19 protein-coding genes are annotated in these 24,171 nt (G+C 37.5%); 16 read left to right on the forward strand and 3 right to left on the reverse strand.

The window, feature by feature from the left end; genetic code table 11:
* Positions 1 to 6 precede the first annotated feature (6 nt).
* Positions 7 to 735 (reverse strand): DsbA family oxidoreductase, encoded by a 729-nt coding sequence (locus tag KHA94_RS18110; RefSeq protein WP_213103533.1) that lies wholly within the window; start codon positions 733 to 735, stop codon positions 7 to 9.
* A 281-nt stretch (positions 736 to 1,016) separates the two neighbouring features.
* Here KHA94_RS18110 and KHA94_RS18115 point away from each other — a divergent pair, with 281 nt between their 5' ends.
* The 4 genes from KHA94_RS18115 to KHA94_RS18130 all read left to right on the forward strand — a co-directional run bounded on the left by KHA94_RS18115 (position 1,017) and on the right by KHA94_RS18130 (position 5,024).
* Complete coding sequence (locus tag KHA94_RS18115) at positions 1,017 to 1,526, forward strand: ribonuclease H-like YkuK family protein (protein ID WP_213103921.1); 510 nt, start codon at positions 1,017 to 1,019, stop codon at positions 1,524 to 1,526.
* A gap of 651 nt (positions 1,527 to 2,177) precedes the next feature.
* Complete coding sequence (locus tag KHA94_RS18120) at positions 2,178 to 2,555, forward strand: GntR family transcriptional regulator (RefSeq protein WP_213103534.1); 378 nt, start codon at positions 2,178 to 2,180, stop codon at positions 2,553 to 2,555.
* A 33-nt stretch (positions 2,556 to 2,588) separates the two neighbouring features.
* Positions 2,589 to 3,683: a DUF1648 domain-containing protein gene (locus tag KHA94_RS18125; RefSeq protein WP_213103535.1), complete on the forward strand. Its 1,095-nt coding sequence runs from the start codon at positions 2,589 to 2,591 to the stop codon at positions 3,681 to 3,683.
* 24 nt (positions 3,684 to 3,707) lie between these two features.
* Positions 3,708 to 5,024: an alpha/beta hydrolase family protein gene (locus tag KHA94_RS18130; RefSeq protein ID WP_249365594.1), complete on the forward strand. Its 1,317-nt coding sequence runs from the start codon at positions 3,708 to 3,710 to the stop codon at positions 5,022 to 5,024.
* 102 nt (positions 5,025 to 5,126) lie between these two features.
* On the opposite strand, the gene KHA94_RS18135 is transcribed toward KHA94_RS18130, so the two are convergent.
* Positions 5,127 to 5,591 carry an SRPBCC family protein gene (locus KHA94_RS18135; RefSeq protein ID WP_213103536.1) on the reverse strand — a complete coding sequence of 155 codons (465 nt, stop codon included), beginning with the start codon at positions 5,589 to 5,591 and terminating at the stop codon, positions 5,127 to 5,129.
* Between the two features lie 308 nt (positions 5,592 to 5,899).
* Here KHA94_RS18135 and KHA94_RS18140 point away from each other — a divergent pair, with 308 nt between their 5' ends.
* Entirely contained in the window at positions 5,900 to 8,341 is a 2,442-nt protein-coding gene (locus KHA94_RS18140) for a S8 family serine peptidase (RefSeq protein WP_213103537.1), read from the forward strand.
* Positions 8,342 to 8,394: 53 nt separating this feature from the next.
* Here KHA94_RS18140 and KHA94_RS18145 read toward each other — a convergent pair whose 3' ends face one another.
* Entirely contained in the window at positions 8,395 to 9,126 is a 732-nt protein-coding gene (locus KHA94_RS18145; RefSeq protein ID WP_249365595.1) for a DUF3784 domain-containing protein, read from the reverse strand.
* A 389-nt stretch (positions 9,127 to 9,515) separates the two neighbouring features.
* On the opposite strand from KHA94_RS18145, the gene KHA94_RS18150 reads away from it, so the two are divergent.
* From KHA94_RS18150 to KHA94_RS18200, 11 genes are all read left to right on the forward strand, one after another.
* A complete protein-coding gene (locus KHA94_RS18150; RefSeq protein ID WP_213103538.1) occupies positions 9,516 to 10,517 on the forward strand; it encodes a sugar-binding protein in 1,002 nt (333 codons plus the stop codon).
* Entirely contained in the window at positions 10,517 to 11,983 is a 1,467-nt protein-coding gene (locus KHA94_RS18155) for a sensor histidine kinase (protein WP_213103539.1), read from the forward strand. Before KHA94_RS18150 ends, KHA94_RS18155 begins: the two co-directional genes overlap by 1 nt.
* Entirely contained in the window at positions 11,977 to 13,563 is a 1,587-nt protein-coding gene (locus KHA94_RS18160) for a response regulator transcription factor (RefSeq protein WP_213103540.1), read from the forward strand. The genes KHA94_RS18155 and KHA94_RS18160 overlap by 7 nt, the downstream gene beginning before the upstream one ends.
* A gap of 274 nt (positions 13,564 to 13,837) precedes the next feature.
* Positions 13,838 to 14,902, forward strand: a complete 1,065-nt coding sequence (gene mglB / locus KHA94_RS18165) for a galactose/glucose ABC transporter substrate-binding protein MglB (protein ID WP_213103541.1) — start codon at positions 13,838 to 13,840, stop codon at positions 14,900 to 14,902.
* A gap of 96 nt (positions 14,903 to 14,998) precedes the next feature.
* The gene (gene mglA, locus KHA94_RS18170) at positions 14,999 to 16,501 is read left to right on the forward strand and encodes a galactose/methyl galactoside ABC transporter ATP-binding protein MglA (protein WP_213103542.1); all 1,503 of its coding nucleotides are present in this window, start codon (positions 14,999 to 15,001) and stop codon (positions 16,499 to 16,501) included.
* Positions 16,502 to 16,513: 12 nt separating this feature from the next.
* Positions 16,514 to 17,536, forward strand: a complete 1,023-nt coding sequence (mglC, locus tag KHA94_RS18175; protein ID WP_213103543.1) for a galactose/methyl galactoside ABC transporter permease MglC — start codon at positions 16,514 to 16,516, stop codon at positions 17,534 to 17,536.
* A 604-nt stretch (positions 17,537 to 18,140) separates the two neighbouring features.
* Positions 18,141 to 19,322, forward strand: a complete 1,182-nt coding sequence (locus KHA94_RS18180) for a galactokinase (RefSeq protein ID WP_213103544.1) — start codon at positions 18,141 to 18,143, stop codon at positions 19,320 to 19,322.
* The gene (gene galE, locus KHA94_RS18185; protein ID WP_213103545.1) at positions 19,323 to 20,312 is read left to right on the forward strand and encodes a UDP-glucose 4-epimerase GalE; all 990 of its coding nucleotides are present in this window, start codon (positions 19,323 to 19,325) and stop codon (positions 20,310 to 20,312) included.
* A 10-nt stretch (positions 20,313 to 20,322) separates the two neighbouring features.
* On the forward strand, positions 20,323 to 21,828 hold the full coding sequence (galT, locus tag KHA94_RS18190) for a UDP-glucose--hexose-1-phosphate uridylyltransferase (protein WP_213103546.1): 1,506 nt from the start codon (positions 20,323 to 20,325) through the stop codon (positions 21,826 to 21,828).
* Entirely contained in the window at positions 21,825 to 22,874 is a 1,050-nt protein-coding gene (locus tag KHA94_RS18195; protein WP_213103547.1) for an aldose epimerase family protein, read from the forward strand. The genes galT and KHA94_RS18195 overlap by 4 nt, the downstream gene beginning before the upstream one ends.
* A 13-nt stretch (positions 22,875 to 22,887) precedes the next feature.
* The gene (locus KHA94_RS18200; protein ID WP_213103548.1) at positions 22,888 to 23,877 is read left to right on the forward strand and encodes a LacI family DNA-binding transcriptional regulator; all 990 of its coding nucleotides are present in this window, start codon (positions 22,888 to 22,890) and stop codon (positions 23,875 to 23,877) included.
* Positions 23,878 to 24,171 lie beyond the last annotated feature (294 nt).

Consider the following 24,171-nt stretch of genomic DNA (forward strand, 5'->3'; position numbering starts at 1 on the left):
ATTATATTACTCCTTGTTCGGTATTGCACAGTTTCCATCTACACAGCTTGCATCTTCTGCACTTTCTGTGGATAGGTCTTGAAAGGCTGGCATTGCAGCTTCTTCTTCCCAAACCTTCTGAAGAGCATTTGCGAATGTTTCCGCAGGCTGCGCACCTGATATCGCATATTTTTGATTAATGATAAAATATGGTACTCCTGTTATGCGATATTGCTGAGCAACTGCTTCGTCAATCCGTACGTCATTGGCAAAAGAATTTTTATCTTGCAGTGTATTGATTGTTTCGTTCCGGTCAAGTCCGACAGCTTCTGCAATATTTATTAATGTTTCATGTTCCCCTACATCCTTGGAATCTGTAAAATAAGCATGAAGTAGTTTTTCTGTGAGTTCTGCTTCTTTTCCATGCTCTTTTGCAAATTTGGCCAATCGATGTGCATCAAAGGTATTACCAGTCTTCATTCCATCAAAATTATAAGTTAAGCCTACTGTAGCTGCTTGTTTCCCAATACCCTCGCATGATTGTTTGGCTTGCTCAATACTCATTCCATATTTTCCTGCAAGAATTTCGTAAATACTCGTTCCATTATAATTGGGGGAATTTGGATCGAGCTCGAAGCTTTTAAATTCAACCTCAACTTGATCTTTATGGGGAAATTGGTTTAGAGCATTCTCTAATCTGCGCTTTCCAATATAACAAAACGGACAAACAAAATCCGACCACACTTCGATTTTCATAAATGATCACCTCTAGTTCATAGTTTATCTCAGATTAACGGGCTGTAGCCCCTCTGATTGAAGCTTCACTTTATCATTATGGTAGCATACTCATTAACGAAATCCTTCAAAGATGCTCATAAATCAAGAAACACTCTGTTTAGCTTGAAATGATTGTGGAAAAACTTAGAAAAAGGGAAACTTGGTTCCATTACATCAATATACTAATTATATACTTCGTTCACTTATTCAAAACAATAATGTGGTGATAAAAGGTGAAGTCTGATCATGATGGAAATTACATGTTTCAAAATTTACAGGAACGAAATTTGACGTTTGATATGGTTTTCTCTAGAATACTTAAGTTCATAAGCAGAAGCCCCTGTGGAAACTACCGTTTAATGGTTGGCACGGACTCACAGGTACATTGCGATCGCACTGTTTTTATTACAGGGATCGTCATTCAAAACGAAGGAAAAGGGGCATGGGCATGTATTAGAAAACATATTATTCCGAGGAAAATGCTTCATTTGCATGAGCGAATTTCATATGAAACCTCATTAACAGAACAGGTTGTTTCACTATTTACGTTTGAAAGGAAAAACGAAGTAATTGATCTAATCCTTCCATATATTTACCAAGGAGCAACATTTACGATGGAGGGACATCTTGATATTGGTATTGGAAAAAGAAATAAAACACGCGAATTTGTTAAAGAGATGGTTTCCAGAATGGAATCAATGGGAGTAGAGCCAAAAATTAAGCCTGACGCTTTCGTTGCTTCTAGTTATGCAAATCGATATACAAAGTGAGTAATAAATGTATAGAGAACTCCAGAGATGGATTATTTGTGGCTAAAGTATAGCTTATATGGAAGTGACCGATATAATGCTTAAACTGACCGATATAATGAAAAAGTGACCGATATATTAGCCAAACTGGCCGATATCTTCATTTAAGCGGAAATTTAGATGATAAATACGACCTTTGTTTGAACCAGAATGTGGTATTTAATTGAAGATAGTAATATTTTTGCAATATCGGCCGAAGAAATGCAAAGAAATTCACGAAATTACTGATTTGTATTCGAAGAATTGATTTAAAGGGTATAGTCCAAAAATGCTTTCTATTTCAAAAAAATAGAAGGCATTTTTTTTTCTATTAGAAAAATTAAAGTTTTTTTAACTTGCTAAAGTAAAGTGTGATTTTTATTAAATATCCACTAATAAGACGTATAAGAGAAATTGAGGAATTCTCCAAAAAGGACTAGGAGAACACCAAGTTTTTCTAACTTCTTGTGCTTGTCTTAGTATGAGCATTAAGGAAAGGTCTTCAGAGTAGATTTCTTCAGGAACAATCTGTATTTTGATTGTTCCGAAGGCGCTTCCGTTTTTCTAATTTGTTCTATACAAACTATAACAAAATTGTTATATTGAAAATAGAACAGAATGGAGGGTATAAGGTTGATCATTCAAATTGAGCCCCAGTCTGATGTTCCTATCTACACTCAGTTAACCAATCAAATTATTGAAGGAATAGCCAGGGGATATATGCATCCAGGAGATTCACTCCCATCTGTACGAGCATTTGCGGCAGATCTAGGAGTGAACATGCATACAGTTAATAAAAGCTACCATGAATTAGAGAAAAAAGGCATTATTCGCATTATCCCTAAATCCGGGGCAGTGATTAATTCTCCGGTAGAAATAAGTAATAATTCAGAACGGCTCTTGGAAGAATTTAAGCCGATGATTGCAGAAGCATTGGTTTTAGGTTTGGATAAAGAGCAAATTCAGGAACTCGTAACATCACTAATTCAGGATATAAAGGGGAAGCCTTAACTCTTTTGTAAGTGGAAAAGGAGGAGAAACGGTATGGATTTTATGCTTTTTTTAATAATCATAATATTTTTAGTAGCAATCGAAATGGCGATTCCATTTCTCGCAAAAAGAACTACCGTATTTGGGGTATTCATCCCAGATGAATTTGTCCGTGATTCAAAACTATTATCCTTTAAAAAAATGTATGCACTGTTGATTTTTATACTGGGTTTAATTGCTGTCAGCATATATCTATTTTGGATGTTGAAAGGAAATTCGACAGAGGCGTTTCAGGTGTTATTGGGACCGGCCATTCAATTTGGCATCATATTTATTAGTACAGCTCTCTATTTTTATTTTCATGCAAAAACTTTACAACGTAAGAAAGCAATGAGGTGGGGAGATAACCTAAAGCAAGTGAAAATGATAGATTTGACAGTACGTTCACAGGATACTATGCTCCCTTGGTATATATACTTGTTGCCAATCGCCGTTACGTTTGGGGTAATAGGCTATACGCTTTTGAAATATAATATGTTTCCTGAGCAAATTCCAACTCATTGGGGACCAGACGGAAAGCCTGATGCCTTTACAGTAAAAAATCCATTTTCTGTGAATGCATTGCCCCTTATTATGTTTACAATGCAATTGATGTTTCTAGGTATAAATGAAATGACTAGACGCTCTGGAATAAAATTAAGCGCCACTAGACCTGATGCATCACGAGTTCGCCAGCTTACATTAAGAAAATATTCGAGCTGGTTTATGTTTTTGATAAGTGTTCTGATAACAATGCTTTTTTCCTTTTTACAATTGCAAATGATTTATCCAGATTTAGCTGATGGGGTTGTGAGTATGGCTCTGCCGATCATATTCTTACTCATCGTCATGATTGGTTCTATTATTTTTGCCGTCAAAGTTGGAAACGCAGGTGAAAATGTAGGTTTTCAATCGGGAAGCGGGGTATCTGATCTTGATGAAGATCAGTATTGGAAGGGTGGACTTTTTTATTTCAATAAAAACGATCCTTCCATTTTTGTTGAAAAACGGTTTGGTGTTGGCTGGACTTTAAATTTTGCCAATCCAATTGGATATTTCATTATATTTGGACCGATTGTGATTATTATTCTCATTTCATTATTTGCATAGTTTTATGATTTTGGAGGGGGAAATATGAAGAAATTATCTATGCTCCTTTGCGTTGTTGTAAGCCTCTCTTTATTATTATTAGGCTGCAGCCAAGAGAACAAAAAAGAAATAGAAACAAAAGAAAAAGGAGGGAGCTCATTGAAAAGCATTGAGGGGAAATGGGAAGGCTCTATACAAATACCGAATCAGCCGCTGCCTATTATTGTTCAATTTTCGAGCAAGGGCGGAACGATTAGCATTCCAGTGCAAGGGGGCGATCAATATCCACTGTCAAATGTGAAGTTAATTGATTCAAGCTTGTCTTTTTCTATGGATATCCAAGGGCAGCACATTACGTTTAATGGAAAGGTTGAAGGTGAAAAGATTACCGGTACATTTAAGCAGCAGGGTCAATCTTTACCTTTTGAGTTAATGAAAGCTTCTGATGATAAGGCTGAAGAAGTTGGTGAAGCAGTACAGATAGAATTAAAGGATGGGACGATGCAGGGAGTTTTAACAACTCCTCAAGGTAACGGTCCTTTCCCGATCATGATCATTATTGCTGGCTCTGGCCCGACTGATAAGGATGGAAATTCAGCTGCACTGCCAGGAAAGAATGATAGTTTGAAAATGTTAGCTAAAGATCTAGCAGCTCATGGAGTTGCAAGTATCCGTTATGATAAAAGAGGAATTGGTCAGAACGTAAACTTAGGTGGAAAAGAAGAGGATATGCGCTTTGATCACTTTATTAAAGATGCTTCGTCATGGGTAGAGTTTGCAAAAGGGGATAAGAGCTTTTCAAAGGTTGGAATTATTGGTCATAGTGAAGGCTCCTTAATCGGAATGATTGCAGCTAGTGAAACAGATGCGGATGCGTTTATTTCTATTGCCGGAGTAGGCAGACTGATTGATCAAGTGCTGCTTGAACAGCTAGAAGGACAGATGCCAGAAAATCTTCTTCAGGAATCTAAGGACATTTTGGATAAATTAAAGATAGGTGAAGAGGTTCAATCAGTTAGTACCGAATTGCAAAGCTTATTCCGCCGGTCTGTGCAACCATATATGATTTCTTGGTTACAATACAACCCTCAGGAACAATTGCAAAAATTGGATATCCCTGTTTTCATTGTGAATGGAGATCGGGACATTCAAGTACCTGTAACGGATGCAGAGGTTTTGCATAAGGCAAAAAAAGATTCTGAGCTATTCATTGTTGAAGGAATGAACCATGTGTTGAAGGAAGCACCTGAGGATCGGGAAGGAAATATCGCAACATATTCAAACCCAACATTGCCTTTAGCAAAAGGTCTCATGGATAATATCATTGGTTTTCTAGAGAAAAACGAGGTATTGCAAAAATAAAGACAAGAGCATTTCTCCTTGTGAGAATGCTCTTGTTTTTTATTAGAGCTTTGCTGTTCAAAGATTGTATAAGTAAAGACACTTTTCTTTTGTATATGCTTATTATCGTATGTTCGTATGATTGAGAGCGTATTCTTCAATTTTGGCAGCAACTGCTTTAGTTAGTTCTGCTGTTGTTTCAGGAAGGGAGGTAGTTAGAATAGAATTAGCAACCTTTGCCATCATCCCTTCCGCTGTTATATTGAGGTAGCCAGTCATCAAGCAGTACCTGCTGCCGCTCTCTTTGGCAAAGAAATAGCCGTGGCCGGTGAATTTCTCGTTTATCCCCTTTAATTGAAAAGTTACTCTAGTTGGCTCTTCCCATTTAATAATATCGACTTTCAATTCAATTTTTTTCTTCATGAATCCAATATCGCTTTTAAAGCACCAAGTGGATTCCTTTTCGCTTAAAATTTGGTGTTCAATATATCCTGGTACGAGTGGTGCCCAATGATCAATATTGCTTACAAATTCCCATACAGTCTGAATGGGTGCGTTCACTTCGACTTGATGAGTATAACTCGGCATACTTTTACCGCCCCTTTGAAAGTTATTCTGGTGATGCTCTACATGAATATCTATTCAAGAAGATGGTGAGGTATACCAATGAATGTTTTTACTTTGTGGTAGGAAACTTTTGCTTGGGGAAATTGCTTGTAGGACAAAAACACTAGTAAATTTATCCTTAAAATAGGGATAAAGGTTCAAGGGGAAACGACAATATCCGCTGAATATTAACAATGTTATACATATTCTGAAAAAAGAGCGGACAACGGAGGTGAAGACAGAATAGCGCAAGAGAAAATAGAAATAAATAAGAGGAGATGAAACAATTAATGGCTAAAAGACATTTTAAATCTTTATTAATCACACTAGTATTTCTTTTAACATTCTCTTCCTTAGGCACCGGAGCCGGAGCTGCTGGTAAAAAAGATAGTCAAGAGGCTTCTCAGCTTGCAAAATTGGTTGGAGAGTTTAATCTCACTTCTTCCAATCGAACGAGTGTCATTGTTGAATTAACAGAGCCATCCCTTGTCGAAGCAAAGCATAAAGGGAAAAGTCAATCTAAGGCTAATCTATCAAAAATTCGTAATCAAGTTAAATCAGACGTTATCAATGCAGCAAAAAGCTCAAATGTTAGTCGTGAATATGACTATGTATTTTCAGGATTCGCAGTTGAACTAGCTGAAAATGAAATTCCATCACTTTTAGCTATACCGGGCGTAAAAGCAGTATATCCAGATGTTGAATATCAAACTACTAGCCTAGGTGAGGGAGAAGTAATCTCTCAAGAGGAATACAGTCCAAATATGCTAAATAGCGCACCTTTTATTGGAGCAAAAGAGGCTTGGGAAACAGGCTATACTGGGAAGGGCGTTAAGGTAGCAGTTATTGATACGGGAGTCGATTATACACACCCAGATTTAAAGAATGCATTTGGAAGCTATAAAGGCTGGGATTTCGTAGATAATGACAATGATCCACAAGAAACGCCAATTGGAGACCCTAGAGGAGATGCAACCACTCATGGCTCACACGTTGCAGGGACAGTTGCGGCTAATGGCCTTATCAAAGGTGTAGCACCTGATGCGACATTACTTGGTTACCGTGTATTAGGTCCTGGAGGTCGTGGAACTTCTGCAAACGTCATTGCTGGAATCGAAAAGGCTGTTCAAGATGGTGCTGATGTTATGAATCTATCATTAGGAAATTCAATAAATGATCCAGATTATGCAACAAGCATCGCATTAGATTGGGCAATGGCTGAAGGTGTTGTCGCAGTTACATCAAACGGCAACAGCGGTCCGAATAACTGGACAGTAGGTTCACCTGGAACGGCTCGTGATGCCATTTCCGTTGGTGCTACTCAGCTGCCTTATAATGTATATAATGCTGCCATTGCTACTACAGGCGGGATTAGCTACCCTTCTTCGAAAGTAATGGGCTACGCTAGCGATGCAGATATTTTAGCATTGAATGGGAAAGAGCTCGAGTTTGTTAATGTAGGATTAGGAACTCCAAATGAATTTGCAGGGAAAGACCTTACAGGGAAAATTGCATTAATGAAGCGTGGAGACATCGCATTCGTTGACAAGGCAATAAATGCAAAAAATGCAGGAGCAGTGGGCGCTATTATATTTAATCATAGTGCTGGTGAACAGCCTGACGTAGCTGGAATGGACGTGCCTACTATTAAATTATCATTAGAGGATGGCGAAAAGCTGCTTAAAGAATTAGAAAACGGAAATAATAAAGTTTCTTTCCAAATTGATTTTGCACACCGTGTTGGTGAAACAGTTGCGGATTTCTCTTCACGAGGTCCAGTTATTTATACATGGATGGTGAAGCCGGATGTATCTGCTCCTGGGGTGAATATCGTAAGTACAGTTCCAACTGGTGATCCAGCGAATCCTCATGGATATGGGGCGAAGCAGGGAACAAGTATGGCATCACCACATGTGGCTGGGGCAGCAGCGCTTATTTTACAAGCGAACCCTCATTGGGGTGTGGAAGAAGTAAAGGCTGCATTAATGAATACTGCAGAAAACATATCAGATCCTTCTACAGGAAAATCGTATCCGCATAATGCTCAAGGTGCCGGAAGCATTAGGGTAGTGGATGCGATTAACGCAAAAACACTTGTTACTCCAGGAAGCCATTCTTTTGGAACATTCTATAAAGATAAAGGCAAGCAGGTTGAAAAGCAGAAATTTACCATTAAAAATCTATCTTCAGAACGCCAGACTTATAGTTTCGAAGTAAACATGGGCGAAAATTCTGATGCCATTAAAGTCATGACAAGCAATAATATAAAAGTGAATCCAGGTCAATCACAAGATGTGAATTTCAATGTACAGGTTGATGCTGGAAAACTTGCACCAGGTTATTATGAAGGTACGATTACGATCAGTAATGGTACAGAAACACTTGATGTACCAACGATTCTTTTCGTAAAGGAACCTGATTACCCTCGTGTTGAATATTTAGGGGTCAATCAAATCGGTGATGGACAATTTGAGATAGAGGGCTTTTTCCCAGGAGGCGCGGAGGAAGTTGAGCTATTTGTCTATCTATCTAATAAAGATGGACAACCTGTAGGCTACTTAGGTGATATTACTGTTTACAAAGATGTAAAAGCTGGTTACACAACTTTCAAATGGGATGGAAAGCTTGCTGATGGAACAAAGCTCCCAGCAGGATATTATTACAATATTTATGCATATGCAACATACTTAGGTCAAAAGGATTTAGCGGGTGCAAATATTCTTATTAAGTAATGAGTAGGCGAGAAGGTCATCGTAAATAAAAACGATGGCCTTCTTTCCAATCTCTACTTTGTATTTTCAGCCTGTTCCTTTAGTTGCTGAAACCATTCCCTAGTTTTATTGGAATCCTTGTCATTGATAAAAATCTTCCTATTTTCAAGTTCAATATAAATATAAGGGGAAGCCCCTTTCTGGATAAAGAGAAGACTGCTTCCATAATCCTTTACCTTGAAATGACCTTTTGAAAGCGTAGGCAGGCCAACGCCGTTTGTTCTTGCTGTAACCTGAGGCATTGTTTCCATTAATTCAACCTTTTTAATATCTTTAATCCTCCATTCATCACCATACATTCCTGTGATTTCAAAGCGATCTTCCTTTACAATTAATTGATAGCCCTGATAGCTAAAAAGGGTAAGGGCTGTTAATGAACCAATGACAGCTATAAATAGAGAAATACTAATCACATAGCTCCGCTTTCTTTTCCTTGGAACTTCATATTTAGATAGGTAAATCATCCCTCCCATCAAGAAAACCAGCATCCCTCCAAATTGAAATTCTATTGCATACTTAAAGGGTGTGAAAAGGAGCGGTAGTAAGAGCAGCATGACAGCAGCGGTTAGGAGTAATAAGCCTCCAGTTTTTTGCGGTAATCCATTTGCTATTATTTCTTGCTTTTCTTCCTCTGACCGAGACTCAAAACCAGAAATAAGAAAATATGCTCTCTTGTACCGAATAGCCCAGCCTAGTAAACCAAAAATTAGAATCATAATGATAAGTGTTGCAATAAGTCCTATCAAAGTGGAAGCCTCCTTTTTAGTGAATAAACATTCGGGTTAGAATAACCTTTATACGAATAGTAGCATTTAATAGTTTCATCATTTAGAAAATTAGAAGTATAAAGCTCGCTGAATCTTACCATAAGTAAATGAGGTATATTAAACAAAAAATCTTTGCAATAATTTTTAAATAGGAAATGCAATTGAAATTTATTTATTATAGTTGGTTGGTGACTGTTGTCTACTAGCGGGATGCAGTAACCACAATGAAGCTTCTGGTAATAATAAAGAGAAAAACATGAACATTTGTGGAAGCTAGTTTCGAATGTTATCCATTAAAAACTCCATTGTTGCTTTTAGGCAGTGTCAGTATAATATCCTTAAGAGACAGGCGGTATAGGGGGAGTTTGGTGAGCAGGTTTGCGAATGTTGCGTACATATTGGGGACCCTTTTTTTTCTAATAAGCTGCTTCTTTTCTATTTATTATGGATATAAAGTGGTCACCCATAAATTGCCTACGGAGAGTAACCATTTAGAAAAATATAAGTATCATTTCGTTTTAGTCCCGGAAGAACAAGATAATGAGTATTGGAGACTTGTGGAGAAAGGGGCAAGGACTGCAGCCGAAAAGTATGATGTACTTCTAGAGTATGTAGGACCTAAGCAAGCCAATATTGATGAGCATGTAAAAACAATTGAAATGTCTGCAGCCTCAAAAGTAGATGGCATTCTAATGCAAGGGTTAAATGACGAGCAGTTTACGCCGTTAATTGATCGAGTTGTTGAGAAAAAAATTCCGGTAATTACAGTCGATACAGATGCGTTAAATAGTAAGCGAATCGCTTATATTGGAACAGATAATTATTACTCAGGTTATTTGGCCGGCAAAGCAATGATTGAAGAGACACATGGAATCGCCAATGTTGCAATCATAACTGGTAATTATTATAAGAATCACCAAATACAGCGTGTAAAGGGTTTTCAGGATGCAGTGAAAAAAGAAAAAGGGATTCGCATTATTACGGTTAAAGAATCAGATATTAGTCGTGTTCGGGCTGCTGAGAAGACGCACCAAATTTTACAAGACTATCCTGAGGTAAATGCTTTTTATGGGACAAGTGCTTTAGATGGGATTGGTATTGCACAAGAGGTCGAGAAATATAAAATGAAAAACAGTATGACGATAATTGCCTTTGACACACTTCCCGAAACGATTAATTACATAAAACAAGGAATCATTAAAGCCACAGTTGTACAGGAACCTTATGAAATGGGATTTAAATCGGTAGAAATGATGATTGATCTAATAGAGGGAAGAAAGGTGCCTACCATTGTCCATACGAATACTAGAATTATGAGGGCAGAAGATTTACAAGTAAGTCATATGGATAGAAGGGAAATTAAACGTTAATGTTATTCCGAATCAGATCCAAGCTGCTTCTATATTTCATTGTTTTAGTCGTTTTATTGTCATCAGTGGGTTTCTTTTTTTATAAAAGCAGTGAAAAGCTTGTCAATAAGTATGATGATGGCTTTGAACAATTTCTCTTGCTTAATGATATTTCACAAAGAACAAATTTCATTACGAAGAAGCTGCATGCATATATTTTGGATAAAGAAGAGCATTATTTATCCGACTACCAAAAGGAAAAGTTAAAATTAATCAATGATAAAAGAAAACTTCAAGAGGTAATGAAGACGAGTGATATATCATTAACAAACTATAAAAATATGATTGATAGCTTTTTAGAGGAAACGGATGAAACCGTAAGGTCGTTTCAGAAAGATGATATTAACCACTACTCCAATCATTTTAATGAAGTATTAAAAATAAACGGATATCTTCAAGAGAGTACACTTGCCTTGTTAAATAATAAATTATCCGATTATCAAATGTTCTATGATCAAATGGAACTGCAAAATCATTATTATAAGCTTATGTCCATTTCTCTTTTTTCTGCTACTTTTTTTCTGAGCACGTTGTTAGCATTATGGATTTCCGGTGGGATTACAAAACCCATTAGTAAATTATCAGAAGCAGCAAGGCGGATTTCAAAGGGTGATTTATCTGGAGAAGATATAAAAATAACAACGAATGATGAATTAAAGCCTTTAACGGAAACATTTAACCAGATGCGAACGAATCTTAGGCAACTCGTCTCGGAAATTAAACAAAAGTCAGAGTTAGACAAACTGTTAAAAGAATTGGAGTTAAGGAGTCTTCAAAATCAAATCAATCCACATTTTCTCTTTAATACATTAAATACCGTTTCAAAAATGGCTTATTTGGAGGAAGCGGAGCATACTTCCAGATTAATTGAGGCTGTTTCAGCACTGCTGCGTTATAATCTTGGTGATTTAAAGAAGGCATCAACACTAAGGGATGAAGTAAAAATTGTTAAAGAGTATTTTTTTATTCAACAAACAAGATTTGGCGACCGAATCCAATTTACTACAAATATAGAGGATGATTGTTTAGATATTGAAATACCTACCTTAATTTTGCAACCAGTTATAGAAAACGCATTCATACACGGTGTTGAATCATATGAAGAAAATGCGCAGATTAGCCTAAATATTTACCGTTTTCAAGACCGGATCCATGTAGAGGTGATAGATAATGGGCATGGGATGGATGATAAAACGAAAACTAGATTACTTAATTACGTAGAAGGGAAGGATTCTGAGGAGGTCTTTTCACCAGAAAAATCAACTGGTCATTCTACAAGCATAGGTGCGAAAAATGTAATTAAAAGGTTGCAGCTTTTTTATCAAAGAAATGATGTTGTTGAAATTGAATCGGAATCGAATAAAGGAACGAATTTCAGACTAACCATCCCTTATATGGCTAAGGAAGAGGGGGAAGAAGCTTGCTGAAGGTACTGGTTGTTGATGATGAAGTTCTTGAAAGAAAGGCATTAACGAAAATCATTAATGGATTTTCAGAGGACGTTATAGTCATCGGAGAAGCCCCCAACGGAAGATTAGCAATAGAGATGACGTTAAAAGATAGACCTGATATCATTTTTATGGATATTAAAATGCCAGGTATTGATGGTGTTCAAGCTGTCAAGGAAATAAAAAAGATCGATTCTAGTATAAGGTTTATTATGGTTTCTGCTTTTAATACCTTTGAGTATGCTAAATTAGTGATGCAGCAGGGAGTAAAGGAATACATCTTGAAACCAAGTAGAAAGCAAGATATACTTGAGAGCTTACAACGTGTATCGGTTGAAATTCGCGAGGAACGTAAACGAATAAACGAGGAGCAAAGTTTACGGGAAAATTTGGATCGTGCCGTATCGATTGCGGGCAAGGAATGGGTAAATACATTATTAATGAACCAGGTTAAGGATATTACTTTTGATGAGTGGAGTGAACTGCTAGGAGTAGAAATTACTTATGGATACATGATGCTTTTTTCGCTTCAAGAGGTCGCCCGGTCTGAACATTTCATAAACGATAAAAAAACCTGGTATTCATGGCTGAAAGACGCATTAAAATTGGTCGTGAAAAAATATGAATTGATGGTTGGGCCTATCATTGATACACAAGTACCTGTTTTATTCCTTTGCAGAAAAACGACTGAAAAAGTACATTTTAAAACGAATGCCATTAACATCATAGAAGATATGAACCATCTTTTTCAAAAGGAATCTTTTCACGCAGAGTTAAGGGTAGGGGTGGGTTTACCATATACGCATGCATGTGAACAGTATAAATCCTATCACGAGGCACAATCTGCCCTACAGCAATTAATAAAAATGCCTAACCAAAAGTTTTTATTCGGTAATCATGAAAGAGGCTCTGAAATATCTTCTTCGACAAATGTATTAGAAGTCGAGAAGCATCTGTTAGGTGCTGTACGTCAAGGAGATGTTAACCAAGTATCCGTCATTTTTGAACAATTTGTAAGGCAACTTTCCGCTAATCAACAGAAGAGTCCGAAAATGTTTAGTAAATCTTTTGATGAATTGTTTATTCTCGTTTCTCGAATGCTACATGATCTGGGCATAGGCTATGAACAAACGCCTACCATTAATCAGTCTGAAGATCTGAACATTTTTTATGAGAAGGGAAAGACCTATTTGCTATCGGTCGTTCATCACGTACAGGATTGGCGAAATAATCATGCAAAAGGTATGCTTCAAAAGGCGAAGGAGTTCATTGAAAAGAACTATGCTGAATCCATTAATTTGGAGTTAGTTGCTGAATATGTGGAGCTAAGTCCGTTTTATTTCAGCAAATTGTTTAAAGACCGATTTGGTATTACATTTATTGATTATTTAACAGAAGTAAGAATGAATCAGGCAAAAATGGAAATGCTAGACGATGGAAAAAGCTTAAAGGAAATATGCTATTCAGTCGGATATAAAGATCCAAATTATTTTAGTAGAGTTTTTAAGAAGCATACAGGTTTATCCCCATCTGAGTTCCGTAAAGCTACTGTGAGTTAATAAAGACTGTCTTTGCAATAAGTGAATAACTTTATAGACTTTGAAAAAGACCAATTCGATTTTAGTGGATTGGTCTTTTTCATGTCCTCTAGTAGATTAGTTTCTATTAATTGTTAACGTTTACAAAAAAATCTAGAAATTCGCAATTTTGTGCTATTGGTTAGACCTATTGAACGAAATCGCCTCATGCTAACATGTTTGTAAGTGCTTTCAAAATGAAAGGTAAGTGTTAATTTACCGTTGTCTTTACTAAATAGAAGAGGAGAATAATCACATGTTTAAAAAGAAAAAGGGATTCATTTTATCTTTAACCGTTGCTTCTAGCATTCTATTAGCGGCTGGCTGCAGTAGTTCTACTGGTGGTTCGGATTCTGGCAAAAATAAGGGAGGCGATAAGCTTCCGGCTGTTGGAGCAACGATTTACAAATTTGATGATAACTTTATGTCTTATGTTCGTCGTGCAATGGAAGCGGCATCTGAAGGGAAAATTAATCTGATGTTGAATGATTCCCAAAATGACCAAGCAAAACAAATTGAACAAGTAGATACTTTAATTGCAAAAGGTGCTAAATCATTGGCTATTAACCTAGTAGATCCAAAGGCAGCACAGACGATTATTGACAAAGCAAAGGCGAAGGATATTCCTGTTATCTTCTTTAATAAAGAGCCAGATTCATCTGTTTTACAAGGTTATGAAAAAGCTTACTATGTTGGAACAACATCATCAGAATCAGGTGTGATTCAAGGTGAAATGATTGCGAAAGCATGGGAAGCAAACATTGAAAAATATGACAAAAACGGCGATGGAAAAATTCAATATGTATTACTAAAAGGTGAGCCAGGTCACCCAGATGCAGAAGCTCGTACAACATTTGCGGTTAATACAATTAAAGAAAAAGGGATCGAAGTAGAGGAATTAGCTATGGATACAGCAATGTGGGATGCAACTAAAGCAACAGAAAAGATGGATGCTTGGATCGCTAAATTCAATGAACAAATTGAATTTGTCATTGCTAATAACGACGGTATGGCTTTAGGTGCCATTGCTTCTCTAGAAAAAGCAGGATATTTCTCTGGAGACAAGTTTATGCCAGTTGTAGGTGTTGACGCAATTCCAGAAGCTCTTGATATGATTGAAAAAAGTAAAATGTTTGGAACGGTATTAAATGACGCTACTAATCAAGGTAAAGCGACTATTGATCTTGCTACAAATGCTGCAAACGGCAAAGACGTTCTTGAAGGAACAGATTGGACATTAGATGATTCTAGAGCAGTTCGTGTTCCATACGTTGAAGTAACAATCGATAATATACAAGTAGGTAAGGATGCTTATAAATAGAAAAGCGGAGGCGACTGCCGGATGCAATAAGAAATATGAGAAGCGCTCATTAAGTGCCTCTCATATTTTTCAATGGTTTTAAAAGGAGGCTCACTCATGTCAGAAGCCAGAACGACTAATATACTTGAAATGAGTCATTTAACAAAGAGATTTCCTGGTGTAATCGCACTACAAAATGTTTCACTTAAAGTGAAGGCTGGGACTGTACATGCCTTAATGGGCGAAAATGGTGCAGGAAAATCAACTTTGATGAAATGTTTATTTGGCATTTATACAATGGATGAGGGCAAGATTCTTTTGGATGGAAAGGAGGTCTCATTTGCCAATTCCAAACAAGCACTAGAAAACGGAGTTTCTATGGTTCATCAGGAATTGAATCAAGTCCGTCAGCAAAATGTCATGGATAATTTATGGTTAGGGCGTTATCCGAAAAAAGGCATTTTTATAGATGAAAAGAAAATGTATGAAGATACGGTTGCTATTTTTAATAGTCTAGACATCTCGATCGATCCACGAAGTAGAGTGAGCACTTTATCTGTTTCTGAGATGCAAATGGTGGAGATTGCAAAAGCGGTTTCTTATCATTCAAAAATTATTGTAATGGATGAGCCTACTTCATCTCTAACTGAAAAAGAGGTAGACCATCTATTTAAAATCATTAGAAAACTACAAAGTGAAAATGTCGCTATTATTTATATTTCACACAAAATGGAAGAAATTTTGAAGGTTTCGGATGAAGTAACCATCATGCGTGACGGTCAGTACATTGCTACAAAAAGTGCGAAAGATTTAACAACCGAGGAGATTATTAAGCTTATGGTTGGCCGGGATCTTTCACAGCGGTTCCCTTCAAAGATGAATCAACCTGGCGACGTTATATTAAAAGTCACAGATTTAACAGCTGAAAACGAATCCTCCTTCTCTAATATCAATTTTGAGCTAAGGAAAGGAGAGATTTTAGGTATTGCAGGTCTAGTCGGGTCTAAACGGACGGAAGTAATGGAGTCATTATTTGGCATGAGATCATTAAGTTCAGGGATGGTTGAACTGCATGGTAAGGAAGTTCATAATCATTCACCTCAGCATGCCATCAAAAATGGTTTTGCCCTCGTGACAGAGGAAAGAAGATCAACAGGAATTTACCCTGATCTTAGCATTAGCTTTAACTCGATCATAGCTAACCTAGTTCAGTATAAAAAAGGTATATTCCTTTCTGACCGGAAAGTACACGATGATACTAAATGGGTAATTGATTCAATGAAGGTAAAGACTCCATCTCAAAAGACATCCATCGGCAGTTTATCCGGTGGTAACCAACAGAAGGTAATCATTGGACGTTGGTTGTTAACTAATCCGGAAATTTTATTATTAGATGAACCTACCAGAGGAATTGACGTTGGTGCAAAGTATGAGATCTACCAACTCATTAATCAACTAGCAGCTGACGGAAAAGGTATCATCATGATTTCTTCTGAAATGCCAGAACTTTTGGGCGTAACAGACAGAATTTTAGTAATGAGTAATGGGAGAGCAGCTGGAATCGTGGATACGGCCACAACATCTCAAGAAGAAATCATGCGATTAGCAGCTTTGTATTAGGAGGAGATGTAAATGAGTACACAGGCCATGAAAAATTCTAAAATTACCAAATGGCTATTCGATCATGTAATCTATGTTTTTTTAATACTTCTTGTAATTGGAATAGTAATCGCTTCTCCTGATTTTCTATCGGTTACCAATTTAATCAATATATTAAGTCAATCATCTTCACGTATTATTATTGCGCTTGGAATAGCGGGAATTCTGATTACAGCCGGAACGGACCTTTCTGCTGGGCGAATGGTCGGTCTTGCAGCTGTGGTGTCGGCATCTTTACTGCAAGCAGGTGATTATGCTTATAAAATGTATCCTAACTTGCCGGAACTACCTTTTTTTGTTCCGATTATCATTGCCATGGTAGTCACGGGTCTATTTGGTATTTTAAACGGTGTCATTGTTTCAAAATTTCATGTACCTCCATTCATTGCTACTTTAGGGATGATGATAAGTGTGTACGGAATAACGTCTATCTACTTTGATCGCCCTCCATACGGTGCACAACCAATTGGCGGACTAAGCGAAAGCTTTACAAAGTTTGCTCAACGGGGAATACCAATAGGAGACTATGAAATTCCATTTCTTATTTTTTATGCTATTATCTTTTCTGTTATTATTTGGGTTATTTGGAATAAAACACAATTAGGTAAAAACATGTATGCAATCGGAGGAAACCCTGAAGCAGCTAAGGTTTCTGGCGTAAACGTTGCCAAAAATATTATTATTATCTACATGATCGCCGGCCTTCTTTATGGTTTCTCAGGAACAATTGAAGCTGGACGTGTAGGTAGCGCTACGAATAATACTGGTAATATGTATGAGCTAGATGCTATCGCAGCATGCGTTGTCGGAGGGGTGTCATTATCGGGTGGTATTGGTACGGTACCTGGTGTTATTACTGGGGTTTTGATTTTCCAAATCATCAACTATGGTCTAGCTTTCCTTGGAGTAAGCCCATACATTCAATTCATCGTCAAAGGTGCAATCATTATTGTGGCTGTTGCATTTGATATGCGTAAGCATGCAAAGAAGAAATAAAGTGAAACTTCCATCAGTGGGAGGCTCTTCATCCCCCACTGATGGTTAGTTGAACCAATCACGCTCAAAACGCCACGTCCTCCCAAAAGCTCTGCTTTCGGTCGTGCGATGAAATGCGGATGAAGTACTCCTTGTCCAGTTGCTTTCGCCTGACTAGGAAATCGTGTCCGTCGTCGGGCTTTTACGGGCAGTTATCCCCCACCTATCTTCTGCGTCTCTTTCAATTTTAATGTAGGGATCTTACTGCCCGTTAATGCGGGATAAATGAATAGAAAAATTGAATATAGCTAAAAAGCCCCTTTAATAACGTGTTAATACACTATTAAAAGGGGCTTTGCATTATGAAAAAATGGAAGGAAGGAATATAGAGAATGCTCACGATTCCCGATTTGAACTGGCTTTTTGATTTGAAGTGTTTGCGGTTATCCTCTCCTTGCAAAATGTGAAATTTTTAAATAGCCAGATAAAATGTTGCCGGTTTATATCTTTTTTATGAGTAAATTAAAAGGGGAAAAATTTAGTAAAATTTTAGTAAAAATTATAGAAATATTTTACTTAAAAGAATAAAATAAAGAAAACACGTTTGTCATGGGGGACGTTCAGTATGAATATGGACATATTAATCACTAAATTTAAGGAGTTATATTATGCGTCACCACAAGAAGCGTTTTTTGCACCTGGGAGGATTAATTTAATTGGAGAGCATACCGATTATAATGGAGGCCATGTTTTTCCATGTGCAATTACGTATGGTACTTATGCTCTTGTCAAAAAGCGTGAGGACCAGACCATACGGATGTATTCGATTAATTTCCCTCACAGGGGATTAATTGAGTTTGATTTAACTTCATTAGATTATACTCAGCAACATAATTGGGCAAATTATCCGAAAGGTATGATCCGTTACATAGTAGAATCAGGGTACGAAGTGACTTCAGGATTTGAGTTGCTTATTTATGGGAATATTCCCAATGGTGCAGGTCTTTCTTCCTCTGCATCGCTTGAAATGTTAACAGGTGTAATGCTGAATGGCCTGTTTGATTTAAATATTCCACGTCTTGATCTTATCAAGCTTGGAAAGCGAGTTGAGAATGAGTTTATTGGGGTAAATAGTGGCATTATGGACCAATTTGCGATTGGTATGGGTGTTAGAGATGCGGGGATATTGCTAGATTGCCAGACACTTAGCTATGAGTACGCACCCATCCAGCTAGAGGGATATAAAATATTAATCATGAATACGAATAAGCGCAGAGAGTTAGCGGATTCGAAGTACAATGAGCGTAGAAGTGAATGTGAAGAAGCGCTGGTTCAGCTTCAGCAAAAGCTTCCAATTGAAGCTCTTGGGCAGCTTTCTGAAAAAGAGTTTGATGAAAATCAATTTCTCATTTCAAATGAAGTTGTCAGAAAGCGTGCCAAGCATGCGGTTTATGAAAATAGAAGAACTATAAAGGCACTTAGAGAGCTAAGAGCAGGGAATTTAGAGGCATTTGGCCAATTAATGAACGACTCACACCGATCATTACGAGATGATTATGAAGTGACGGGGAAGGAGCTTGATAGCTTAGTAGAAACGGCATGGAAACAGTCGGGAGTTATTGGAGCGCGGATGACTGGAGCAGGATTCGGGGGTTGTGCGATTGCAATTGTCGCGAATGACGAGGTAGATTGCTTTATAGCGAATGTTGGTGCAGTTTATCGAGAACTTATCGGCTATGATGCTGATTTTTATGTAGCTAGCATCGGGGATGGTGCTAAAGAAATTGCAATGACGGAGGCGATGTAAATGAGTATTCTTGTGCTAGGTGGAGCAGGTTATATTGGTTCGCATGCGGTTTATCAGTTAATCGATCATGATTTTGAAGTGGTTGTGATAGATCAATTACAAACAGGTCACTTAGATGCGATCCATCCAAAGGCTCATTTTTATCAAGGAGATATCCGCGATCGACAATTTATGAAATCTGTTTTCGAAAAAGAAAACATTGAAGCTATCTTGCATTTTGCAGCTAATTCTCTTGTAGGAGAGTCAATGATTGAGCCATTAAAGTACTTTGATAATAATGTGTATGGTACGCAGATTGTTCTTGAAATGATGAAGGAATTTGGCGTTAAACACATTGTTTTTTCCTCGACAGCGGCTGTTTATGGGGAACAAAAAGTTGTACCCATTACGGAAGAGGCTAGTACAATACCAACGAATACATATGGCGAAACGAAACTAGCGATGGAAAGAATGATGGCTTGGTGCGAAAAAGCCTTTGATTTGAAGTATGTATCCCTCCGTTATTTTAACGTTGCTGGAGCTAGAAGTGACGGTCAAATAGGAGAAGATCATCATCCTGAAACACACCTTATCCCTGTTGTTTTAGAAGCTGCATTAGGAAAGAGGGAAGCTGTTACGATTTTTGGTGATGATTATGATACAAAAGATGGAACTTGTGTGAGGGATTATATTCATGTAGAGGACTTGATTGAAGCTCACCTTTTAGCACTTCGTTATCTGCAAAATGGTGGGGAGAGTAACATTTTTAATCTTGGTAGTAATCAAGGGTTTTCTGTTCAAGAAATTGTTGAGACGGCAAAACAGGTAACCGGCATCGATATTCCGGTAAAAAAGGGTGAACGACGTTCTGGTGACCCAAGTACTCTCATCGCTTCTTCGGAAAAAGTAAATCAATTACTTGGCTGGAAACCATCGAGAACTTCCATTCACCAAATCATTAATGATGCTTGGAACTGGCATCAACATTACCCGAATGGTTATCAAAAATAGAGGTGAAAAGATGATATTTCAATACGTACAACAATTAATCGATCAAGCGATTGCGGCTCAATTAATGGAGCAGGACGATGAAATATATGCGCGTAATCAAATCCTTTCCCTTTTACAGTTAGCTGAATATAAAGAATCAATTGGGGAAGGGCAAGTAATGATTCCAGATTTACTTGATTTAATCGTTGATTATGCATGTGAACAAGGGATCATTGAGAACCGATCTGATGAAAAGGAGATATTCTCTAGTAAAATCATGAACTGCTTGCTTCCGCGCCCATCAACTGTAAACAAGTTTTTTTATGAGAAATATAAACAGGATCCACTATCAGCCACAAACTTTTTTTATCAATTAAGTAAAAATAGTAATTATATTCAGATGAAGCAAATCAAGAAAAATATTGAGTATAAGGTGTCGACTGAATATGGTGAATTAGATATTACCATTAATTTGTCTAAACCAGAAAAAGATCCAAAAAGTATTGAATTAGAACGGGCAGCTCCGAAAAGGGACTATCCCAAATGCTTGCTTTGCATTGAAAATGAAGGTTATGCAGGGAGAATCGGTCATCCAGCTCGTTCCAATCACCGTATGATTCGAGTCGATTTATTGGAAGAAACTTGGTGCTTACAGTATTCACCTTATCTGTACTACAACGAGCATTGTATTGTTTTATCCAAAACACATACAAATATGGTCATTAACCGAAAGACATTTGAACGATTGTTAACCTTTGTTGGGAAATTCCCACATTATTTTGTTGGATCCAATGCCGATTTACCTATCGTAGGTGGCTCGATTTTATCTCATGATCATTATCAGAGTGGTCGTTATGAATTTGCTATGGCTAGAGCGGACGTTGACCGGACTTTTGAATTGCACGAGTTTCGGGATGTTCAAGGTTCAGTTTTGAAATGGCCAATGTCTGTCATTCGGTTGCAATCGGAACAATCGAGCACACTAGTTGAAGCAGCGGAAAGAATTTTAATAGCTTGGAAAAATTACAGTGACGAAGAATTAGGAATCTTAGCGAAAACAGGGGAGGACCTTCATAACACGATTACCCCGATAGCTCGTAAAAATGGCCACTTATTTGAATTAGATTTAGTGTTTCGTAATAACCGAACGAACTCCGAGCATCCACTTGGGATTTTTCATCCACGCGAAGATGTTCACCATATCAAGAAGGAGAACATTGGTCTTATTGAGGTCATGGGGCTGGCTGTGTTACCTGCGCGACTAAAGAATGAACTTGAAGAAGTTGGAGAGTACATTCTTAATAAAACAAAAGTCGTTGCGGATTATCATTTAGAATGGGCTAAAGAGTTAAAAAGGCAGTATCTCTCTGTTGCTAACGAAACAAATATCGAATCGATTATGAGAGAAGAAGTAGGGAAGAAATTTTTGAAAGCATTAGAAGATGCAGGTGTTTTTAAACGGGATGAAGCAGGGCTCGCTGGATTTCATCGCTTTATCCATTCCTTATCTGCTCCAAAAGGGGAGATAATCCAATGAAAATAATTGAACGGTTGTTTGGCCATTACAAGGGTGAATCCGTCAAAGAATATACTCTTTACAATGATTCAGGAATGTCAGTCTCATGCCTAAATTACGGTTGTATCATTTCGAAAATTATGGTTCCTGATCGTAATGGGAACGTTGAAAATATTGTCCTTGGTTTTGAGGATTTTAATGCCTATTTAAAATGGTCACCGTACTTTGGAGCGATAGTAGGAAGAGTGGCTGGAAGGATTAAAGGTGCATCGTTTAACCTGGATGGTAAGAAATATAGCCTAGCAGCTAATGACAATCATAACCATTTACATGGTGGAAAAGAAGGCCTTAGCTCCGTCATTTGGAAAACGGAAAAAATGGAGGAAGAAAATGCAATTGGTCTGAAGTTTTTCTATCATAGTTCTGATGGAGAAGAAGGGTATCCTGGAAATTTAGATGTAACCGTATCGTATCTTTTAACGAATGACAATGAACTGAAAATTACGTATGAGGGAAAGACGGATAAAAAGACCTTGGTTAATTTAACGAATCATTCTTACTTTAACTTAAGTGGTAATTTAAAAAGGGATTGTTTGGAGCATAGCCTTCAATTAGAAACGGATTTCTTTTTAGAGTTAAGTCCTGATTTTACACCTACTGGGAGATTACTTGATGCTAAGAACACTCCATTTGATTTTAAGCAAGGTCGAAAGTTAAAGGACGGCATCCATTCGTCCCATCCCCAAAATGTTCTTGTTGGTCAAGGTTATGACCATCCGCTTGTTTTCGCTAACGATGGTGAGCATACAATGGTGTTAAGGGAGGAGGAAAGTGGGCGCACTTTACTTGTTACAACTGATCAACCATGTGTTGTTCTCTACTCAGGAAATCAATTGGAAGGCCCCTTTTCTATATCAGATGTCCCAGCGAGAAAATACTTAGGGGTTTGCCTTGAGACACAAGTGTTTCCAGATGCGATCAATCACCCTGATTTTCCATCTATCATTTTAGAACGAGAGGAACTATACTATTCAACAACGAAGTATCGTTTTCTTTTCGATAAGTGAGGAGTTTAGATTAATGGCTACAATAAAGGATATTGCTAAAATGGCAGGTGTTTCGATTGCCACTGTATCGCGGGTATTAAACTATGATAGTACTCTTTCTGTTAGTGATGAAACGAAGAAGAAAATCTTCGAAACTGCTGAAGAATTATCATATAAAAAGAAGGGTATTCGGAAACTAGAGACTGGGAGAATTGCTCTTTTGCAGTGGTATACAGAAAAAGAGGAACTAGAAGATTTGTATTATATGTCGATTCGACTAGGGGTAGAAAATCGCTGCCGTCAATTAGGTGTACAAGTACACAAATACTTTCAAGATAACATTGATGAATTGAAAGAAGCTGATTTTCAAGGGCTTATTGCTATAGGTAAATTTAGTCATAATCAGGTGGAAGAATTACTTACAATTACTAGTAATATAGTCTTTGTTGACAGCTCACCTGACGAAGATCGATTTGATTCGATTGTCATTGATTTTGAAAGGGCAACCAAAAAAGTACTCGACCATTTTATGGATAAAGGACATAAACAAATTGGCTATATCGGAGGAAGAGAATCTTATAGAGACAAAACTTCCATGATCGAAGATCCAAGGGAAATTATATTCAAGCGCTATTTAACAGAAAAAGGGTTGTTAAATGAAGCATTTATGTATATTGGCCATTTCTCTGTTCGGGATGGTCATTATTTGATGACGAAGGCGATTGATGAACATAGGGAGCAATTGCCAACCGCTTTTTTTGCTGGAAATGATTCCATAGCAGTAGGTGCATTAAGAGCCTTATTGGAGAAAGGAATTTCTGTTCCAGATCGTGTTAATATCATCGGTGTAAATGATATTAGTATTACAAAATATGTCTTTCCATCTTTAAGCACGGTAAAGGTTGATACGGAATCAATGGGCGAAACAGCCGTTGATACGTTAATGGAGAGAATTGAAGGCAGAAAAACATCTAAAAAAATTATGATCGCAACGAAGCTGATTATTAGGGACAGTAGTTTTTAAGTGATAGCTTTTACGAGGATGTCCTAGTTGGGCGAATGCCACAGGATAAGGAAATCTTCGTCAGAGATACATCGCACGACCAAAAGAGAAGCTTTTGGGAGGCCGTGGCATGTATGTGCGCGATCAGTGCTACTACTACGCATCTATCTTCACCTTTCCAAGGCTCGCCAATCGGCGAGTTTTTTTTAACTAGCATTCCATAGACATGAAAAGTGCAGTTACAAATAATATAGCTACAATTTTTTTCTTGGAATTACATACATAAGCCACACAAAAAACTAACACTCTACCGAA

The organism is Cytobacillus citreus (assembly GCF_018343665.1).
In the GTDB taxonomy this organism is placed as follows: domain Bacteria; phylum Bacillota; class Bacilli; order Bacillales; family Cytobacillaceae; genus Cytobacillus; species Cytobacillus citreus.

What these genes read in the sequence shown, in the direction of transcription:
- galE (WP_213103545.1), top strand. Translation starts at nt 19,323, where the DNA reads ATGAGTATTCTTGTGCTAGGTGGAGCAGGTTATATTGGTTCGCATGCG.
- KHA94_RS18130 (WP_249365594.1), top strand. Translation starts at nt 3,708, where the DNA reads ATGAAGAAATTATCTATGCTCCTTTGCGTTGTTGTAAGCCTCTCTTTA.
- mglC (WP_213103543.1), top strand. Translation starts at nt 16,514, where the DNA reads ATGAGTACACAGGCCATGAAAAATTCTAAAATTACCAAATGGCTATTC.
- KHA94_RS18155 (WP_213103539.1), top strand. Translation starts at nt 10,517, where the DNA reads ATGTTATTCCGAATCAGATCCAAGCTGCTTCTATATTTCATTGTTTTA.
- mglA (WP_213103542.1), top strand. Translation starts at nt 14,999, where the DNA reads ATGTCAGAAGCCAGAACGACTAATATACTTGAAATGAGTCATTTAACA.
- KHA94_RS18200 (WP_213103548.1), top strand. Translation starts at nt 22,888, where the DNA reads ATGGCTACAATAAAGGATATTGCTAAAATGGCAGGTGTTTCGATTGCC.
- KHA94_RS18140 (WP_213103537.1), top strand. Translation starts at nt 5,900, where the DNA reads ATGGCTAAAAGACATTTTAAATCTTTATTAATCACACTAGTATTTCTT.
- galT (WP_213103546.1), top strand. Translation starts at nt 20,323, where the DNA reads ATGATATTTCAATACGTACAACAATTAATCGATCAAGCGATTGCGGCT.
- KHA94_RS18110 (WP_213103533.1), bottom strand. Translation starts at nt 735, where the DNA reads ATGAAAATCGAAGTGTGGTCGGATTTTGTTTGTCCGTTTTGTTATATT.
- KHA94_RS18195 (WP_213103547.1), top strand. Translation starts at nt 21,825, where the DNA reads ATGAAAATAATTGAACGGTTGTTTGGCCATTACAAGGGTGAATCCGTC.
- KHA94_RS18125 (WP_213103535.1), top strand. Translation starts at nt 2,589, where the DNA reads ATGGATTTTATGCTTTTTTTAATAATCATAATATTTTTAGTAGCAATC.
- KHA94_RS18180 (WP_213103544.1), top strand. Translation starts at nt 18,141, where the DNA reads ATGAATATGGACATATTAATCACTAAATTTAAGGAGTTATATTATGCG.
- mglB (WP_213103541.1), top strand. Translation starts at nt 13,838, where the DNA reads ATGTTTAAAAAGAAAAAGGGATTCATTTTATCTTTAACCGTTGCTTCT.
- KHA94_RS18115 (WP_213103921.1), top strand. Translation starts at nt 1,017, where the DNA reads ATGTTTCAAAATTTACAGGAACGAAATTTGACGTTTGATATGGTTTTC.
- KHA94_RS18135 (WP_213103536.1), bottom strand. Translation starts at nt 5,591, where the DNA reads ATGCCGAGTTATACTCATCAAGTCGAAGTGAACGCACCCATTCAGACT.